12 protein-coding genes and 1 rRNA gene (1 of these 13 cut by a window edge) are annotated in these 16,205 nt (G+C 72.7%); 4 read left to right on the forward strand and 9 right to left on the reverse strand.

What is annotated here, in order from left to right; translation table 11 throughout:
• The 3 genes from CXR04_RS07775 to dapA form a co-directional block, all read right to left on the reverse strand.
• Positions 1 to 177, reverse strand: a 16S ribosomal RNA gene (locus CXR04_RS07775); it reaches 1,350 nt to the left of the window's first position.
• 383 nt (positions 178 to 560) lie between these two features.
• Positions 561 to 2,246, reverse strand: a complete 1,686-nt coding sequence (locus tag CXR04_RS07780; protein ID WP_101421134.1) for a ribonuclease J — start codon at positions 2,244 to 2,246, stop codon at positions 561 to 563.
• 181 nt (positions 2,247 to 2,427) lie between these two features.
• Positions 2,428 to 3,327 carry a 4-hydroxy-tetrahydrodipicolinate synthase gene (dapA, locus tag CXR04_RS07785; protein ID WP_101421135.1) on the reverse strand — a complete coding sequence of 300 codons (900 nt, stop codon included), beginning with the start codon at positions 3,325 to 3,327 and terminating at the stop codon, positions 2,428 to 2,430.
• 344 nt (positions 3,328 to 3,671) lie between these two features.
• On the opposite strand from dapA, the gene CXR04_RS07790 reads away from it, so the two are divergent.
• The gene (locus CXR04_RS07790; protein ID WP_101426249.1) at positions 3,672 to 3,902 is read left to right on the forward strand and encodes a hypothetical protein; all 231 of its coding nucleotides are present in this window, start codon (positions 3,672 to 3,674) and stop codon (positions 3,900 to 3,902) included.
• A gap of 102 nt (positions 3,903 to 4,004) precedes the next feature.
• The gene (locus CXR04_RS07795; RefSeq protein WP_101421136.1) at positions 4,005 to 4,571 is read left to right on the forward strand and encodes a hypothetical protein; all 567 of its coding nucleotides are present in this window, start codon (positions 4,005 to 4,007) and stop codon (positions 4,569 to 4,571) included.
• 58 nt (positions 4,572 to 4,629) lie between these two features.
• Here CXR04_RS07795 and CXR04_RS07800 read toward each other — a convergent pair whose 3' ends face one another.
• The 6 genes from CXR04_RS07800 to CXR04_RS07825 form a co-directional block, all read right to left on the reverse strand.
• Entirely contained in the window at positions 4,630 to 5,073 is a 444-nt protein-coding gene (locus tag CXR04_RS07800) for a hypothetical protein (protein WP_101421137.1), read from the reverse strand.
• 22 nt (positions 5,074 to 5,095) lie between these two features.
• Positions 5,096 to 5,851 carry a 4-hydroxy-tetrahydrodipicolinate reductase gene (gene dapB / locus CXR04_RS07805; RefSeq protein ID WP_101421138.1) on the reverse strand — a complete coding sequence of 252 codons (756 nt, stop codon included), beginning with the start codon at positions 5,849 to 5,851 and terminating at the stop codon, positions 5,096 to 5,098.
• A gap of 111 nt (positions 5,852 to 5,962) precedes the next feature.
• Complete coding sequence (locus CXR04_RS07810) at positions 5,963 to 7,375, reverse strand: M16 family metallopeptidase (protein ID WP_101421139.1); 1,413 nt, start codon at positions 7,373 to 7,375, stop codon at positions 5,963 to 5,965.
• Complete coding sequence (locus tag CXR04_RS07815; RefSeq protein ID WP_101421140.1) at positions 7,372 to 9,603, reverse strand: polyribonucleotide nucleotidyltransferase; 2,232 nt, start codon at positions 9,601 to 9,603, stop codon at positions 7,372 to 7,374. The genes CXR04_RS07810 and CXR04_RS07815 overlap by 4 nt, the downstream gene beginning before the upstream one ends.
• Before the next feature lie 409 nt (positions 9,604 to 10,012).
• A complete protein-coding gene (rpsO, locus tag CXR04_RS07820; RefSeq protein WP_027743620.1) occupies positions 10,013 to 10,300 on the reverse strand; it encodes a 30S ribosomal protein S15 in 288 nt (95 codons plus the stop codon).
• A 202-nt stretch (positions 10,301 to 10,502) separates the two neighbouring features.
• On the reverse strand, positions 10,503 to 11,021 hold the full coding sequence (locus CXR04_RS07825; protein WP_101421141.1) for a M23 family metallopeptidase: 519 nt from the start codon (positions 11,019 to 11,021) through the stop codon (positions 10,503 to 10,505).
• A gap of 495 nt (positions 11,022 to 11,516) precedes the next feature.
• Between CXR04_RS07825 and CXR04_RS07830 the strand changes: the two genes are divergently transcribed.
• Positions 11,517 to 13,928 (forward strand): outer membrane protein assembly factor BamB family protein, encoded by a 2,412-nt coding sequence (locus CXR04_RS07830; RefSeq protein ID WP_101421142.1) that lies wholly within the window; start codon positions 11,517 to 11,519, stop codon positions 13,926 to 13,928.
• Between the two features lie 28 nt (positions 13,929 to 13,956).
• Positions 13,957 to 16,203: an outer membrane protein assembly factor BamB family protein gene (locus CXR04_RS07835; RefSeq protein WP_101421143.1), complete on the forward strand. Its 2,247-nt coding sequence runs from the start codon at positions 13,957 to 13,959 to the stop codon at positions 16,201 to 16,203.
• The last annotated feature ends 2 nt before the right edge of the window (positions 16,204 to 16,205 follow it).

Raw genomic sequence — 16,205 nt, forward strand, 5'->3', positions numbered from 1 at the left:
TACTATCCGGTATTAGACCCCGTTTCCAGGGCTTGTCCCAGAGTGCAGGGCAGATTGCCCACGTGTTACTCACCCGTTCGCCACTAATCCCCGGCCGAAACCGGATCATCGTTCGACTTGCATGTGTTAAGCACGCCGCCAGCGTTCGTCCTGAGCCAGGATCAAACTCTCCGTAAATGCATACATGATGCAAAAACAGAAACGAGTCTGCCTCGCTTACTGCTGTGTCACTACATCAAACACTTGGCATCGATTACTTGGCACACTGTTGAGTTCTCAAAGAACGGACACTACCTTCAAAACCCTTCCGGGCCTCTCCGGGCGTTTCCCTTCGGTGTGTTCCAACCCTAACAGCTCCTGAGGGTTGAAATGACCGCCCCTCGGCCCCAGTTGAGCGGGCACGACGGCCCACGGGCTCATCGGGCGGTGACGTAAACCTACTGGACGTTCGGCCCCCGTGCAAATCGGCTCCGGCCCCAACCCCCGCCTGGGGCAACGTCCGAGGCGGGGGTGGGGGCCGGGTCGGGTGCAACGGGACACCGGACGGCTCCCGTTGGGTGTCAGACCTCCACGACGACCGGGAGGATCATCGGGCGGCGGCGGAAGGTGTCGGAGACCCACTTGCCCACCGTGCGCCGGACCAACTGCTGGAGCTGGTGCGTCTCGGCGACGCCGTTCGAGGCGGACTTGGCGAGGGCCTCCTCCAGCTTCGGGATGACGTCACGGAACGCCGCGTCCTCGATGCCGGAGCCGCGGCTCTGGACGTGGGGGCCACCCACGATCTTCCCCGTCGTGCTGTCGACGACGACGAAGACGCTGATGATGCCCTCCTCGCCGAGGATGCGGCGGTCCTTGAGCGAGGACTCCGTCACGTCGCCGACGGAGAGGCCGTCGACGTACACGTATCCCGCCTGGACCTTGCCGGAGATCTTGGCGACCCCGTCGACGAGGTCGACCGCCACGCCGTCCTCCGCGATGACGATGCGGTCGGCGCGGACGCCGGTCGCCGCCGCGAGTTCGGCGTTGGCGCGCAGGTGGCGCCATTCACCGTGGACCGGCATGACGTTGCGGGGCTTGCAGATGTTGTAGAAGTACAGCAGTTCGCCGGCCGAGGCGTGGCCCGAGACGTGGACCTTGGCGTTGCCCTTGTGGACGACGTTGGCGCCCCACCGGGTGAGGCCGTTGATCACGCGGTAGACCGCGTTCTCGTTCCCCGGGATCAGGGACGAGGCGAGGATGACGGTGTCGCCGGCGACGATGCGGATCTGGTGGTCGCGGTTGGCCATCCGGGACAGGGCGGCCATCGGCTCGCCCTGCGAGCCCGTACAGACGAGGACGACCTCGCGGTCCGGCAGGTCGTCGAGGGTCTTCACGTCGACGACGAGGCCCGCGGGCACGCGCAGGTAGCCGAGGTCGCGGGCGATGCCCATGTTGCGGACCATGGAGCGGCCGACGAAGGCGACCTTCCTGCCGTAGGCGTGGGCCGCGTCCAGGACCTGCTGGATGCGGTGCACGTGGCTCGCGAAGCTCGCGACGATGATCCTTCGCTGCGCCGCCGCGAACACCCCGCGCAGCACGCCGGAGATGTCCTTCTCCGGGGCCACGAACCCCGGGACCTCGGCGTTGGTGGAGTCCACCAGCAGCAGGTCGATGCCCTCCTCGCCGAGGCGCGCGAACGCCGGCAGGTCGGTGAGACGCCCGTCGAGGGGCAGTTGGTCCATCTTGAAGTCGCCGGTGTGCACGACGACGCCCGCGGGGGTGCGGACGGCGACGGCCAGGCTGTCCGGGATGGAGTGGTTGACGGAGACGAACTCGCAGTCGAAGGGCCCGATGCGCTCCCTGCCGCCCTCGGCGACCTGGAGCGTGTACGGGCGGATGCGGTGCTCCTGGAGCTTGGCCTCGATGAGGGCGAGGGTCAGCTTGGAGCCGATCAGGGGGATGTCCGCCTTCTCGCGGAGCAGGTACGGCACGGCACCGATGTGATCCTCGTGGCCGTGCGTGAGCACGATGCCCTCGATGTCGTCGAGGCGGTCCCTGATGGTGGAGAAGTCGGGCAGGATCAGGTCGACCCCGGGCTGCTCCTCTTCGGGGAAGAGGACGCCGCAGTCGACGATGAGCAGGCGGCCGCCGTATTCGAAGACGGTCATGTTGCGGCCGATCTCGCCGAGTCCGCCGAGCGGCGTGACGCGCAGGGCGCCCTCCGCAAGTGCGGGGGGTGGGCCGAGTTCGGGATGGGGATGGCTCAAAGGTCTCTCCTCACCATGCGCACCGGCCGGGTCCCGGCGGCGGGCCCGGGCGGGGCGCACATGAATGCGTGCGGCGGCGGCTTCCCTGAAGCCGCGCCGCGGATTTCTCGGTATGCGGTTGTGACGTCTCTATGGCGGTGAGGACGGCGATGGTGCGATGCGTACGGCCGGGCGCGTACGGCTATACGTGCACGCCGCCGCCCTTGAGGTCCCGCTTGAGCTGCTCGGTCTCCTCCGGCGAGAGTCCGACGAGGGGCAGCCGCAGCGGGCCGCCGGGCATCTGCCGCAGGGTGAGCGCCGCCTTGACGGTGATGACGCCCTGCGTGCGGAACATGCCGGTGTAGACGGGGAGCAGTTGCTGGTGCAGTTCGATGGCCTTGGCCACGTCCCCGTTGGTGTACGCCTCGACGAGGGCGACCAGTTCGGGGGTGACGAGGTGGCCGACGACGGAGACGAAGCCGACGCCGCCGACGGACAGCAGCGGCAGGTTCAGCATGTCGTCGCCGGAGTACCAGGCCAGGCCCGTCTGGGCGATGGCCCAGCTCGCGCGGCCGAGGTCGCCCTTGGCGTCCTTGTTGGCGACGATCCGCGGGTGCTCGGCCAGCCGGACCATGGTCTCGGTGTTGATCGGGACGCCGCTGCGGCCGGGGATGTCGTAGAGCATCACGGGCAGGTCGGTGGCGTCGGCGATGGCCGTGAAGTGGGCGTAGAGGCCCTGCTGCGGCGGCTTGCTGTAGTACGGCGTGACGGCCAGCAGGCCGTGGGCGCCGGCGTCCTGGGCGGCGCGGGCCAGCTCGACGCTGTGCCGGGTGTCGTTCGTCGAGGCTCCGGCGACGACGTGGGCGCGGTCGCCGACGGCGTCCACCACGGCCCGTACGAGCTGGGCTTTCTCCGCATCGCTCGTGGTGGGGGACTCACCGGTGGTGCCGTTGAGCACCAGCCCGTCGTTGCCTGCGTCGACGAGGTGGGCGGCGAGTCGCTGGGCGCCGTCGAGGTCGAGGGCGCCGTCGGGGGTGAACGGCGTGACCATGGCGGTCAGCATCCGTCCGAAGGGCGTCTGCGGGGTGGATGTCGGAGCCATGAGTGACACGCTACTCGCAAGAATGCCCGGAGTGCGCGCTTGGGTGGCGTGCGGTGCGGCAGGCGCGGGAGAACCCGGCACTGCCTGCTCGGGGGTTCAAGCAGTACCGGGTTCGTATCCTCAGCCTAGGCGAACTTCGCGATAACCACCATTCCAGACATTTCGCAGCGGCTTTCGAGCGCTCTCCGGCTCCGTCGGCCCGCCGGGCTCCCGCTGCGGCCGGGTACCTTTGAGAGGTATTCGGCACATGGCCCTGGATCTGGGCACTTTACGGGACGTTCCGACGTTGTCCGGATGGCAGGAGTCAAGTCGACAAACCCACGAGCCCTGAGGTGGTGCCCCGCATGCTTCGCCGTCGGCGTGAGCCCGTTCCCTTCGCCTTCGTAGCGGAGGCCGACCGCTTCCGCAGCGACGTCCCCGTGCCGCCACCCGTGAAGCGCGCCGGGATCGGGGAGATCGCCGGGCGGGCACTGGTGGGCGTGCTGATAGTGGCGGGGCTCGTCGGCGCGGTGGTGTTCGGCATCCCGGCCATGCAGCTCACCGACGACCCGGGGTCCGCGCAGCACACTCCCTGACGCCGCCCGCGGCGCCCCGTCACCGCCGTCACAGCCGCCCCGGGTGCCCCGTCCGCACCCCCGGGGTGGTGGGTCCGCCGGGGCCTCGCTAGCCTCGCAGGCGTGCCACTGCCCTTTCTGACCGCCGACCGCGACTTCGGAGACGTCGCCGGCGACGCGCCCCTCCCCTACGCCGACCGTGACCGCTGGCGCCGGCCGTACCGTCCGGGACCCTGGCGGGTGCTCATGGCGGCCCTTGAGCTGCTGCTCGCCTCGTATCTCCTCTTCGCGACCGTCATCATGCTGCTCGCGGACTCGGTCACGGGCGCGCTGACCTGCGCGGGCGTGGCGGTGGGCTTCATCCTGGCGGCGCTGCGGCTGCTGCGGGTCGGCGTGTGGGTGAGCGCGCACGGGCTGCGGCAGGTGCACCTCCTCCACACCGTCACCCTGGCGTGGGACGAGATCGCCGCCGTACGGACCGTGCAGCAGCCGGTGAAGTGGCTCGCCCTGCCGCGTACGGTGCAGGGGCAGGCGGTCCTGGTGGTCCCTGCCGGGCGGCGGGGGCGGGGCGGTGCCGGCGCGCCGCTGCGGCCGCTGCTGACGGACTCCAACGCCGACTTCCTGAGCCGCCCCGAGGCGTTCGACCGGGCGGCCGACACCGTCGAGGCGTGGGCGACGGAGCTGCGCTGACGCTCCCGTAGCGCCGGGGCCGGCGCCTGGGCCGATGCCCGCCCGCGTACGGCGCCTGCTAGCCGGCCGCTCGGCGCAGCCTGATCGCCTGCTGCATCGCCTTGCGCGCCCGCGGGGTGTCGCGCGCGTCGTGGTACGCGACCGCCAGCCGGAACCAGCTCCGCCAGTCCTCCGGCGCCGCCTCCGTCTCCGCCTTGCGGCGGCGGAAGACCGCGTCGGCCGAGTCGCGGTCGATACGGCCGCTCGGGGTGCGCTCCAGCTCGTCGACCGGCAGCCCGCCCTCGGCGTCGAGCTCCCGCGCCAGCGCGCTCGCGGCGCGGGCGAAGGCGGTGGTGTGCCACAGGAACCAGAGGCCGATGGCGGGGAGCACGAGCACGGCGACGCCGAAGGCGACGGTCAGCGGCGTGCCCTCGCGCAGCAGGTACCAGCCGCGGGTGCCGGCGAGGAAGAAGTACACGACCAGCACGGCCGACAGCACGATGTACGTGATCTTCGAGCGCATGAGCGGGATCCGGGCGGCGGCGTCAGCCGAGGTCGAGGAAGTGTTCCAGGCCGACCGTCAGCCCCGGGGTCGCGGGCACCCGGCGGGCGGCGAGCAGGATGCCCGGCATGAAGCTGCTGTGGTGCAGCGAGTCGTGCCGGATGGTGAGGGTCTCCCCCGTGTCGCCGAGCAGCACCTCCTGGTGGGCGAGGAGCCCCCGGAGCCGTACGGCGTGCACGGGCACCCCGTCGACGTCGGCGCCGCGGGCGCCGGGCAGGGCGGTGGCGGTGGCGTCGGGCTGCGGCGGCAGGCCGGCCTCGCGGCGGGCCTCGGCGATGAGGCGGGCGGTGCGGGTGGCGGTGCCGGAGGGTGCGTCGGCCTTGTTCGGGTGGTGCAGCTCGACGACCTCGGCGGACTCGAAGAACCTCGCCGCCTGCCTGGCGAAGTGCATGGTGAGGACGGCGCCGAGGGAGAAGTTCGGGGCGATGAGCACGCCGGTGCCGGGGCTTTCCGCGAGCCGGGTGCGCAGCGCGTCGAGGCGGTCGTCGGTCCAGCCGGTGGTACCGACGACGGCGTGGATTCCGTTGCGTACGCAGAAGTCGACGTTGGCGGGGGCGGAGTCCGGGTGGGTCAGCTCGACGGCGACCTGGGCGCCGGCCCCGGTCAGCTCCCCGAGGTCGTCGTCGCGGTCGACGGCGGCGACGAGGTCCATGTCCTCGGCGGCCTCGACCGCCCTGGCGGCCTCGGAGCCGATACGGCCGCGGGCGCCGATGACGCCGACCTTGAGCTGGGTGGTCATCCGCGTACTACCTCCGGTGTCGATGGGGTTGCTCCGGGAGGGGGCTGCGCCGCGGCCCCGGGCACGCGCCCACCGTACGCCGTGGCCGCGCGGCGCCCGCGCCCCGCTCCCTCAGGCCACCGCCGCCCGCAGCGCGGTGGCCTGGCGGTCCGTGACCGGGCCGATGACGGACAGGGACGGGCGGCGGCCCAGGACGGTCGCGGCCACCTCGCGGACGTCGTCGGGGGTGACGGCGCGGATACGGGCCAGGATGTCGTCGACCGACATCTGCTCGCCCCAGCACAGCTCGCTCTTGCCGAGCCGGTGCATCAGCGCGCCGGTGTCCTCCAGGCCCAGCACCAGGGAGCCGCACAACTGGCCCACGGCGCGCGCGACCTCGTCGTCCGGCAGGCCCTTCTTCGCCACGAGCGCCAGCTCGTCGCGGCAGAGCTTCAGCACGTCGGCGGCCTGTGCGGGGCGGCAGCCCGCGTAGACGCCGAAGAGGCCGCAGTCGGCGAATCCCGAGGTGTACGAGTACACGGAGTAGGCCAGGCCGCGCTTCTCCCGGATCTCCTGGAAGAGCCGGGAGCTCATGCCGCCGCCGAGGGCCGCGGACAGCACGCTGAGCGCCCAGCGGCGCTCGTCGTGCCGGCTGACCCCGGGGGCGCCGAGGACGAGGTGGGTCTGCTCCGTGCGGCGCTCCTGCAGCTCGAAGCGGCCCGCGGTGCGCAGCGTGCGGCTGCCGGCGCGGGGGCCGTGCGGGACGGCGTCGGTGGCGTCGAGGGCGCCGGCGCGGTCGAAGGCGGCGGCCACGCGGCGTACGACGTCGTCGTGGTCGACGTTGCCCGCGGCGGCGACGACGAGCCGGGTGGGCACGTAGTGGCGCTGGTAGAAGCGGGCGACGCGGTCGCGGGTGAGGGCCGTGACGGTCTCGACCGTGCCGAGGACGGGACGGCCGAGGGGGGTGTCGCCGAGCATCGTGCCGGCGAAGAGGTCGTGGACGCAGTCGCCGGGGTCGTCCTCGGTCATCGCGATCTCTTCGAGGACGACGCCGCGTTCGGCCTCGACGTCCTCGGCGCGGATGACGGAGCCGGTGAGCATGTCGCAGACGATGTCGATGGCCAGCGGCAGGTCCGTGTCGAGGACCCGCGCGTAATAGCAGGTGTACTCCTTGGCCGTGAACGCGTTCATCTCGCCGCCGACCGCGTCGATGGGCGCGGAGATGTCCAGGGCCGAGCGCGTCCTGGTGCCCTTGAAGAGCAGGTGCTCCAGGTAGTGCGTGGCGCCGCCGAGCGCGGGGGTCTCGTCGCGGGAGCCGACGTGCGCCCAGATGCCGAAGGTCGCGGAGCGGACGGCGGGCAGCCTCTCGGTGAGCACGCGCAGCCCGCCGGGCAGCACCGTCTTGCGTACGGTGCCTGCACCCCCCGGGCCGGCAGCGCCGTCGGCGCCTTCGAGGAGCGTCGCGGTGGTGGAGCGCGGACGGGGGACGGCCCGCCCCCGGTACGGGGGGCGGGCCGCCTTCCGACTGCTGCGGGGCAGAGTCACTTCGCGGACTCGTCCTCGGTCTCCCCGGCGTCGTCGCCGTCCTTCTCCCCGTCCTCCAGGACGGGGATGAGGGACAGCTTGCCGCGCTGGTCGATCTCGGCGATCTCGACCTGGACCTTCTGGCCGACGCCGAGGACGTCCTCGACGTTCTCCACGCGCTTGCCGCCGGCGAGCTTGCGGATCTGCGAGATGTGCAGCAGACCGTCCTTGCCGGGGAGCAGGGAGACGAAGGCGCCGAAGGAGGTGGTCTTCACGACCGTGCCCAGGTAGCGCTCGCCGACCTCGGGCATCGTCGGGTTGGCGATGCCGTTGATGGTCGTACGGGCGGCCTCGGCGGCCGGGCCGTCGGCGGCGCCGATGTAGATCGTGCCGTCGTCCTCGATGGTGATCTCGGCGCCGGTGTCCTCCTGGATCTGGTTGATCATCTTGCCCTTGGGGCCGATGACCTCGCCGATCTTGTCCACCGGGATCTTGATGGTGATGATCCGCGGGGCGTGCGGGGACATCTCGTCCGGCCGGTCGATGGCCTCCATCATCACGTCGAGGATGTGCAGCCGGGCGTCGCGGGCCTGCTTCAGGGCCGCGGCCAGCACGGAGGCGGGGATGCCGTCGAGCTTGGTGTCGAGCTGCAGGGCGGTGACGAACTCCTTGGTGCCGGCGACCTTGAAGTCCATGTCGCCGAAGGCGTCCTCGGCGCCGAGGATGTCGGTCAGCGTCACGTAGCGCGTCTCGCCCTCGATCTCCTTGGAGATCAGGCCCATGGCGATGCCGGCGACCGGGGCCTTCAGCGGCACACCGGCGTTCAGCAGCGACATCGTCGAGGCGCAGACGGAGCCCATGGACGTCGAGCCGTTGGAGCCGAGGGCCTCGGAGACCTGGCGGATCGCGTACGGGAAGTCCTCGCGGCTGGGCAGCACCGGCACGATGGCGCGCTCGGCGAGCGCGCCGTGGCCGATCTCGCGGCGCTTCGGCGTGCCGACGCGGCCGGTCTCACCGGTGGAGTACGGCGGGAAGATGTAGTTGTGCATGTAGCGCTTGCGCGTCACCGGGTTGAGGGTGTCGAGCTGCTGCTCCATGCGGAGCATGTTCAGCGTCGTCACGCCCATGATCTGGGTCTCGCCGCGCTCGAAGAGTGCCGAGCCGTGCACCCGCGGGATCGCCTCGACCTCGACGGCCAGCGGCCGGATGTCGGTCACGCCGCGGCCGTCGATACGGACCTTCTCGCGGATGACGCGCTCGCGCACCAGCTCCTTGGTGAGCGCGCGGTACGCCGCGGAGACCTCCTTCTCGCGGCCCTCGAACTGCGGCAGCAGCTTCTCGGCGGCGACGTCCTTGACGCGGTCCAGCTCGGCCTCGCGCTCCAGCTTGTTGCTGATGGTGAGGGCCTGGGCCAGCTCGTCGCGCACGGCCTGGGTGAGCGCCTGCAGCACGTCGTCCTGGAAGTCGAGGAAGACGGGGAACTCGCCGGTGGGCTTGGCGGCCTTGGCGGCGAGGTCGGCCTGCGCCTTGCAGAGGGTCTTGATGAAGGGCTTGGCGGCGTCCAGGCCGGCGGCGACGACCTCCTCGGTCGGCGCGGTGGCGCCGCCCTTGACCAGCTCGACGGTCTGGTCGGTGGCCTCGGCCTCGACCATCATGATCGCCACGTCGCCGTCGTCCAGGACGCGGCCGGCGACGACCATGTCGAAGACGGCCTCCTCCAGCTCGGCGTGGGTGGGGAAGGCCACCCACTGGCCGCGGATGAGGGCGACGCGGGTGCCGCCGATGGGGCCCGAGAACGGCAGGCCCGCCAACTGGGTGGAGGCGGAGGCGGCGTTGATGGCGACCACGTCGTAGAGGTGGTCGGGGTTGAGCGCCTCGATGGTGGCGACGATCTGGATCTCGTTGCGCAGGCCCTTCCTGAAGGAGGGGCGCAGCGGCCGGTCGATGAGCCGGCAGGTGAGGATGGCGTCCTCGCTGGGGCGGCCCTCGCGGCGGAAGAAGGAGCCGGGGATCTTGCCGATGGCGTACATGCGCTCTTCGACGTCCACCGTCAGGGGGAAGAAGTCGAGCTGGTCCTTGGGCTGCTTGGAGGCGCTGGTCGCCGCGAGGACCATGGTCTCGTCGTCGAGGTACGCGACGGCGGAGCCGGCGGCGAGCTTGGCGAGCCGGCCGGTCTCGAAGCGGATGGTGCGGGTGCCGAACGAGCCGTTGTCGATAACGGCCTCGCTGTAGTGGGTTTCGTTCTCCACCAGGAAATTCTCCTCGTCTGCGCCCACGCCCGTGTGGCGTGGGCGGTGAGCGGTGGAGCACCCGCGCGGCAGGCTCGGGCCCGGATGAGCGGCTGTAGGCCGGGCCGGTCTTCGATCGAAGCCACCGGGGTGCGCGCTCTCGCGTGCTCCGAAGGCCACTACCGAGGACCGGCGCCCGCTGTCGGCACTGGTCCGGCGGCTGCGGGCGGTTGCTCCCCGTATTCACTCTGTGCTGATGTCCTGCCGACCAGAGTACAAGTCCCCCTGGCGGCGTCTCGACGGCTGGCTGGCAACCGTTCGGTAAGGGTCCGTACGGACGGACCGGCCCGGCGTCCGGGCGAAACCGGAGCGCTCGGGGCATGCGCCGAGGGAGCGGCTCCCGGCGCGGGAGCCGCTCCCTCGTGCGGCGCTAGCGGGCGCCGGCGGCGCCGCGGCGGATGCCGAGGCGGTCGACCAGCGTACGGAAGCGGGCGATGTCCTTCTTCGCCAGGTACTGCAGCAGCCGGCGGCGGCGGCCGACGAGCAGGAGCAGACCGCGGCGCGAGTGGTGGTCGTGCTTGTGGGTCTTCAGGTGCTCGGTCAGGTCGCTGATGCGCTGGGTGAGCATCGCCACCTGGACCTCGGGGGAGCCGGTGTCGCCTTCCTTCGTGGCGTACTCGGCCATGATCTTCTTCTTCGTCGCGGTGTCGAGCGACATGCTTCCCACTCCTCGGATCGGCGCCGCCGAGCGTCCCTGGTTTTGGTCACAGGGAATCTGCGGTGACTCGGCAGGCGGGGCGGCCGCGGCGCCTCACCCGTGGGATACGGGGGCGCTCACGCGAACCGTCCGCCAGCCTATCAGCCGTACGGCGGCCCGAAGACCGCCGTCCGGCGCCGCCCGGCGGGGCCGGGGGTGCGGGTCAGATCTTGACACCGTGCTTGCTGAGGAACGCGACCGGGTCCACGGCGGAGCCGTAGTCGGGGGTGGTGCGGACCTCGAAGTGCAGGTGCGGACCGGTGGAGTTGCCGGTCGTGCCGATCTTGCCGATCAGCTCCTTGGCGTTGACCTGCTCGCCGACGTTCACATCGATCTTGGACAGGTGGGCGTACTGGGTGTAGACGCCCTCACCGTGCTTGATCACGATGTTGTTGCCGTAGGCGCCGCCCCAGCCGGCCGTGACCACGGTGCCGTCGCTGGCCGCCTTGACCTTCGTGCCCGTGGGGGCGGCGAAGTCCTGGCCGCTGTGCTTCGCGGCCCAGCGCGCACCGCCCTGGTTGTACTGACCGGTGACGTCGTACTTGGCCGTGACGGGCTTGACCCAGTCGGGCTTGCTGTCGGCCGTGGCCACCCCGGAGCCCAGGGCGAGAACCATGCCGCCGCCGGCGGCGAGCATCGCGGTCGTGGCTATGGGAGCGGTGAACTTGGCGTGCTTGAACATTCTCGGAATTCCCTCCAGAAAGGTTCCGACCCCGGCTGCGCTCCGAGGTCGCATCACCTTGGTAACGCGTCGGATCGGGACGGACAAGGACCCTTGGTACGAGCCGGGGTCGTAGCGGCGAGTCGGGTTTTTCTACCCCTTGCGGACCTTCGGAGAACGGCCGCGAGAACGGCCCCGGACGACGCACCCGAGGGCTGACATCGATCATATATGCAGGTCAGAGCGGTCCGCATGGCACGTGTCCAAAAGTCCGGCGGGCTCCCCTGCCAAAAGTCCGGCGACCGCAGGGGCTAAAGTCCCGGACTCTCGTCCGATTCACCTACTACCGGTTTTAGGATTCCTTCAGAGGCATGTGGTGCACGCCACTCCCCGATAAGAATCCGCGGCTCTCGCGCGGGACTTTCTCCCCTGCCCCGCGGGACCAATTACCCCCCGCCTGGCACGGAGCCCGGCCGTCCCCGGTAGGCTGCGTGCGGCCAGTTCCTAGGAGGGGGTATGGAACCGCTGCGACTCGACGACCCCGAGCAGTTCGGGGCGTACCGGCCGGTGGGGCGTCTGGATACGGACGCGGGCGAGATGCGCGCGCCGGCCGCGCGCTACATCGCCCAGGCGCCGGGCGGCGAACGCACAGTCCTGATCACCGCACCGAGCACCGAGGCGACGGCCGCCGACCACGGCCACGCCGGGCGCTTCCACGCCGCCGCGGCCGAGGCACGGCGCCTCGGCGGTACGGGCGGCCCGTGGCTGGCGCCGGTGGGCGAGCTGTCGGCCACCGGACCGCCGTGGTGGGCGATGCCGTACCGGCCCGCGCTGCCGCTGCCCGCCGCGCTGGACGCCCAGCAGGGCCCGCTGCCCGAGCGCACCGTGTACGCCGTGGGCGCCGCGCTGGCCGAGACGCTGGCCGCGCTGCACGCCGCGGGCGCGGCGCACGGCGGGCTCGACCCGACGGCCGTGCTGCTCACCGGTGACGGCCCGCTGCTGACCGGCTACGGCACGGTGAGCGCGGCGGGCGCCGACGGCAGCCCGCGCGAGCACCTGGCCGGGCTGATACCCGAGTTCCTGCCGCCGGAGCAGACGGCGGGCGGGCGGCCGCGGCCGCTGGGGGACGTGTACGCGCTGGCCGCGGTGCTGCTGTACGCCGCGACCGGGCTGCTTCCGGGCGACCAGGCGGCGGACCCGCAGGCGGGCGCCTTCGCCGACCCGCTGACGGACCCGCTCACCGGCGATCCCGCGTACGGCTCCGACCCGTACGCCTCGGATCCGTACGCCACCGGCGCCTACGGCACCCCCGCGAACCCGCTGGACCTGCTCCAGCCCGGACTCCGCGCCGTCCTGGAGCCCTGTCTCCACCCCGACCCGGCCCGCCGCCCCACCGCAGCCGCGCTGCTGCCCGAGCTGCTGCACGCCGCGGCACCCGGCCACTCCGCGGCCCCCGGCATGGGCGCGGCCGCCCCCGGGACCGTGCTCGACGCGGCGACCACCCGCTCCGGTGCCGCCCTGGCCCCCGGCTGGCTGCCCCGCCGGGTCAGCGCCGCGCTGGCGGTCCAGGCCGCCGACGTGCTGGCCGCCGAGACCGAGCCGGACCCCGCCTTCCTCGCGGCGCCGGCCCCTGGCACCCCCGGCGCGCCGGACCTGATCGGCGGCGCCACCGTCATCGGCCGTCCCGCCACTCGCCGCGCCCTGATCGCCGGCATCGCCGGCGGGGCGGTGGGCGTCGCGGCCGGCGGCGCCGCGGCCTGGGCCGCGACCACGGAGGACCCGCCTCCGCCGCCGACCACCGCGGAGCGGCTGGCCTCGCGCACCACCGGCAGGAAGCGGCTGAGCGGCGCCCCGCCCCCCGTGCTGTGGGGCAGGGGCCTGGGCAAGGTGGACCCGGTCGGCCCGCCGGCCGTCGCCGGGGGCACCACCGCGCTGGTCGTCGCGAAGTCCGGCGTCTTCGCGCTGGACCTGCGGACCGGCAAGGAGCTGTGGGAGCAGTCGGACGTCCGCGCGTCGGCGCCCGCGGTGCCGCTCGCCGACGGCATGGTGCTGGTGCCCGGCAAGGATCTGACGGTGCTCGACGCCGCGGACGGCTCGGTGGCGTGGACGTCGGAGAAGTTCCGCCGGGGCGGCAAGACGCCGTACGGCGCGCTGCTCGGCGTGGCCGGCGACACAGCCGCGTTCACCGTCGAGGAGGGCGGCGAGCTGACGGTCGTCGGCTACGACCTCGCCAAGCGCCGCGAGCTGTGGCGCTCGCCCGGCTCGGCCGCCGCGACCGCCGCGCTCTTCCTCGGCGGCTCGGTCGTCCTGGTGCCCGAGGCCGACGAGGACGCCAGGCACCGCGACAAGCCGGCCGCGGTCTCCGCGCTCGACCTCGGCAGCGGCGAGGAGCGGTGGGCGCAGGAGTACGCCGGGATGGCGGGCGGCCACTGGGCCGCGGCGGGCAAGAAGCTGCTGGTCGCCACCGCCGGCAAGACGATGCGCGGGTACGACGCGGGCGGCGGCGACGAGCTGTGGAGCCTGACCGCGGAGCCGTGGGACGAGGACATGGAGAGCACCAACCCGCAGAACCTCGGCCCGCCCGCCGTGCAGGGCGAGATGGTGCACGCCCTCGACACCTTCCGCGCCGTGCACTCCGTGGCGCAGGACTCGGGCGAGGAGCAGTGGAAGCGCAACCCGCAGCTCGGCTACGTCGGGGTGCTCGTCCAGGCGCCGCCGCTGCACGTCACGCCCGACGGGAAGCTCCTGATCGCGGGCGACGACACGCAGGTGCTGGCGTACGACGCGGACGGCGGCGACCTGCTGTGGCGGTTCACCGACATGCGGCCGGGCAAGCCGAAGTACGCACACCGGCGCCGGGTGGCGGTCGGCAAGGACACGGCCGTGATCGCGAGCGGAAGCAGCGTGTACGCGCTGCCGCTGGACTGAGCGCGCGGCGGCAAGGGGGATTGTTCGTATGCACACGTTGACCGGCTCCGGCGGTCACACCGGCGGCGCGACCGGCACCACCGTCGGCGGCCAGGAGAGAGTGGGCCCGCACCGGATCGTCGCGCCGCTGGGCACGTACGGGCCGGAAGGCGGGCCCGGCGCCGACGGGCCGCAGTTCCGGCTTGCGTACAGCGAGCCGCTGGGCCGGGTCGTGGTGCTGATGACGCCGCCCGCGGCGCTCGCCGCCGACCCCGGCTTCCGGGTCCGGTACGCCTCCGAGGCCGGTACGTCCGCGCGGCTGGCCGGGCCGGCCGCCGCGCCGGTGGCCGGGGTGGCGCCGCAGGACGAGGAGCCGTGGGTGGCGTACGACTGCGCGCCCGCGCTGCCGCTGCCCGCGGCGCTGGCGGCGCACGGCGGCCCGCTGCCGGTGCCCTACGTCTGCCAGCTGGGGGTGTCACTGGCCGCCGCGGTGCTCCAGGCGCACGCCCAGGGCCTGGTGTACGCGGGGCTGACGCCCGCCGCGGTGCTGCTGACGGCGGCCGGGCCGCGGCTCGTGGCGTACGGCGCGGTGCGCGCGGCGGCGCCGGGTGACGGGCCCCGTACGGCGGTGCCGGGGCTGCCGCCCGCGTGGCTGCCGCCGGAGCAGCACGCCGGCGGGGTGCCGCGGCCGCTGGGCGACATCTACGCGCTGGGCGTGGTGCTGGCGTACGCCGCCACCGGCGCCCACTCCCCCGACGTGGCCGCGCTGCCCGAGCCGCTGGCCTCCGTCCTCGCCGGCTGCCTGGCCCAGGACCCGGCGCAGCGCCCGCGCGCGGACGCCCTGCTCCAGCAGCTTCAGCAGGCGCAGCAGGCCCTGCCGGCGGAGCCGGGGCAGGAGCAGGTGCCCGGCGCCGTCGCCGCGGCACTGACCGCGCAACTGCCGTCGCTGCCGGCGCAGGGCCCGCTCGCGCCCCCGCCGGGCCCGGGCGCGCCCGGAGGCCCCGGGCAGACGCCGGAGACGTCGGCCGGGGCGGGCGCCGGGGAGACCTCGGTGCCCCCGCCGCGCCCGGGGCGCCGCGCGCTGCTGCGCGGCCTCGCCTTCGGCGCCGCCGGCCTCGCGGCCGGCGGGGGCGGCGTCTACGCGTACCGCCGGGCGACGAAAGAGGATCCGCCGGTCTACCGCACCACCCCCGCGAAGGGCGCCGCGCCCACGCCGCTGTGGCACTACTCGCTGCAGGGCCAGGAGGCCGACTCGGTCAGCCTCCTCGGCAGGATCGCCGTCGTGGAGACGATGGGCGCGCTCACCGCCGTGAACGTGCGCACCGGCAAGAAGGCGTGGGACTCCGACGTGTTCGCGGACGGAGGGCTGATCGACCTCGGCCGGGGCCAGGTGCTCCTCATCCCGATGTTCGGCGCAATGGAGGTCGTCGACCTCGCCGGCGGCAAGTCGAAGGGCGCCATCGAGGACTACTCGCTGAACAGCAAGCTGTCCTTCCAGGAGGCCGTCGGCGCGGTCGACGGGATCGTCTACTTCCTGGCCACGCGGGGCTCCGACACGGAGGAGTTCGCCATGGTCGCGTACGACACCCGCAAGCGCGAAGAGGTGTGGAACAAGCCGCTGCCCAAGGGCTACGGCGACCTGAACGACAATCCGCTCAGCGACGGCGAGAGGATGAAGGTCCGCGGCCGCGAGCTGCTCATCCCCAGCGCCCCCACCTCCGGCTTCGACTTCACCTACCTCGCGCTCGACCGGCGCAGCGGGGACAAGGCGTGGGAGCAGAAGTTCGACGGGATCGAGGACTACGACGGCCCCAGCACCTTCGTGACCGGGTCCGGGGTGCTCGTCAGCCCCAGCAACGATGCCGACGCGCTGCGGGGGTTCGAGACGCGCGGCGCCAAGAAGGTGTGGGAGCACCCGATGAAGGAGCACTTCTCCGGGGAGCTGACCGACGCACGCTCGCGCGTGCTGTACGGCACGCAGGGCGCCGAGGTGACGGCGCTGTCGGTGAAGAACGGCAAGCCGGTGTGGCGCACCCCGGTCTACTCCGGCGGCCGGTTCGACGTCACCAACGTCGTCCTCAGCGGCACCGGCGGCACCCTCTTCTACAGCAACGACGCCGAGGTGCAGGCGTTCGACACCCGCGACGGCGCCCCGCTCTGGCGGTTCGCCACGGTCAGCGAGGCCGGCGGCTCCTCCGGCGACGGCACGGGCGTCTCCGGCCGCGTGCTCGCCGCGGACGACGGCATCGCCCTCGTCCTGTCCAAGGACGCCCTCTACGCACTCCCGGTGGACTGATC

This window comes from Streptomyces sp. CMB-StM0423 (assembly GCF_002847285.1).
Taxonomy (GTDB): domain Bacteria; phylum Actinomycetota; class Actinomycetes; order Streptomycetales; family Streptomycetaceae; genus Streptomyces.

Bases quoted from the DNA above. Each gene is read 5' to 3' on its own strand.
- dapA (WP_101421135.1), bottom strand. From the start codon at position 3,327: ATGGCTCCGACATCCACCCCGCAGACGCCCTTCGGACGGATGCTGACC.
- CXR04_RS07790 (WP_101426249.1), top strand. From the start codon at position 3,672: ATGCTTCGCCGTCGGCGTGAGCCCGTTCCCTTCGCCTTCGTAGCGGAG.
- CXR04_RS07800 (WP_101421137.1), bottom strand. From the start codon at position 5,073: ATGCGCTCGAAGATCACGTACATCGTGCTGTCGGCCGTGCTGGTCGTG.
- dapB (WP_101421138.1), bottom strand. From the start codon at position 5,851: ATGACCACCCAGCTCAAGGTCGGCGTCATCGGCGCCCGCGGCCGTATC.
- rpsO (WP_027743620.1), bottom strand. From the start codon at position 10,300: ATGTCGCTCGACACCGCGACGAAGAAGAAGATCATGGCCGAGTACGCC.
- CXR04_RS07825 (WP_101421141.1), bottom strand. From the start codon at position 11,021: ATGTTCAAGCACGCCAAGTTCACCGCTCCCATAGCCACGACCGCGATG.
- CXR04_RS07830 (WP_101421142.1), top strand. From the start codon at position 11,517: ATGGAACCGCTGCGACTCGACGACCCCGAGCAGTTCGGGGCGTACCGG.
- CXR04_RS07835 (WP_101421143.1), top strand. From the start codon at position 13,957: ATGCACACGTTGACCGGCTCCGGCGGTCACACCGGCGGCGCGACCGGC.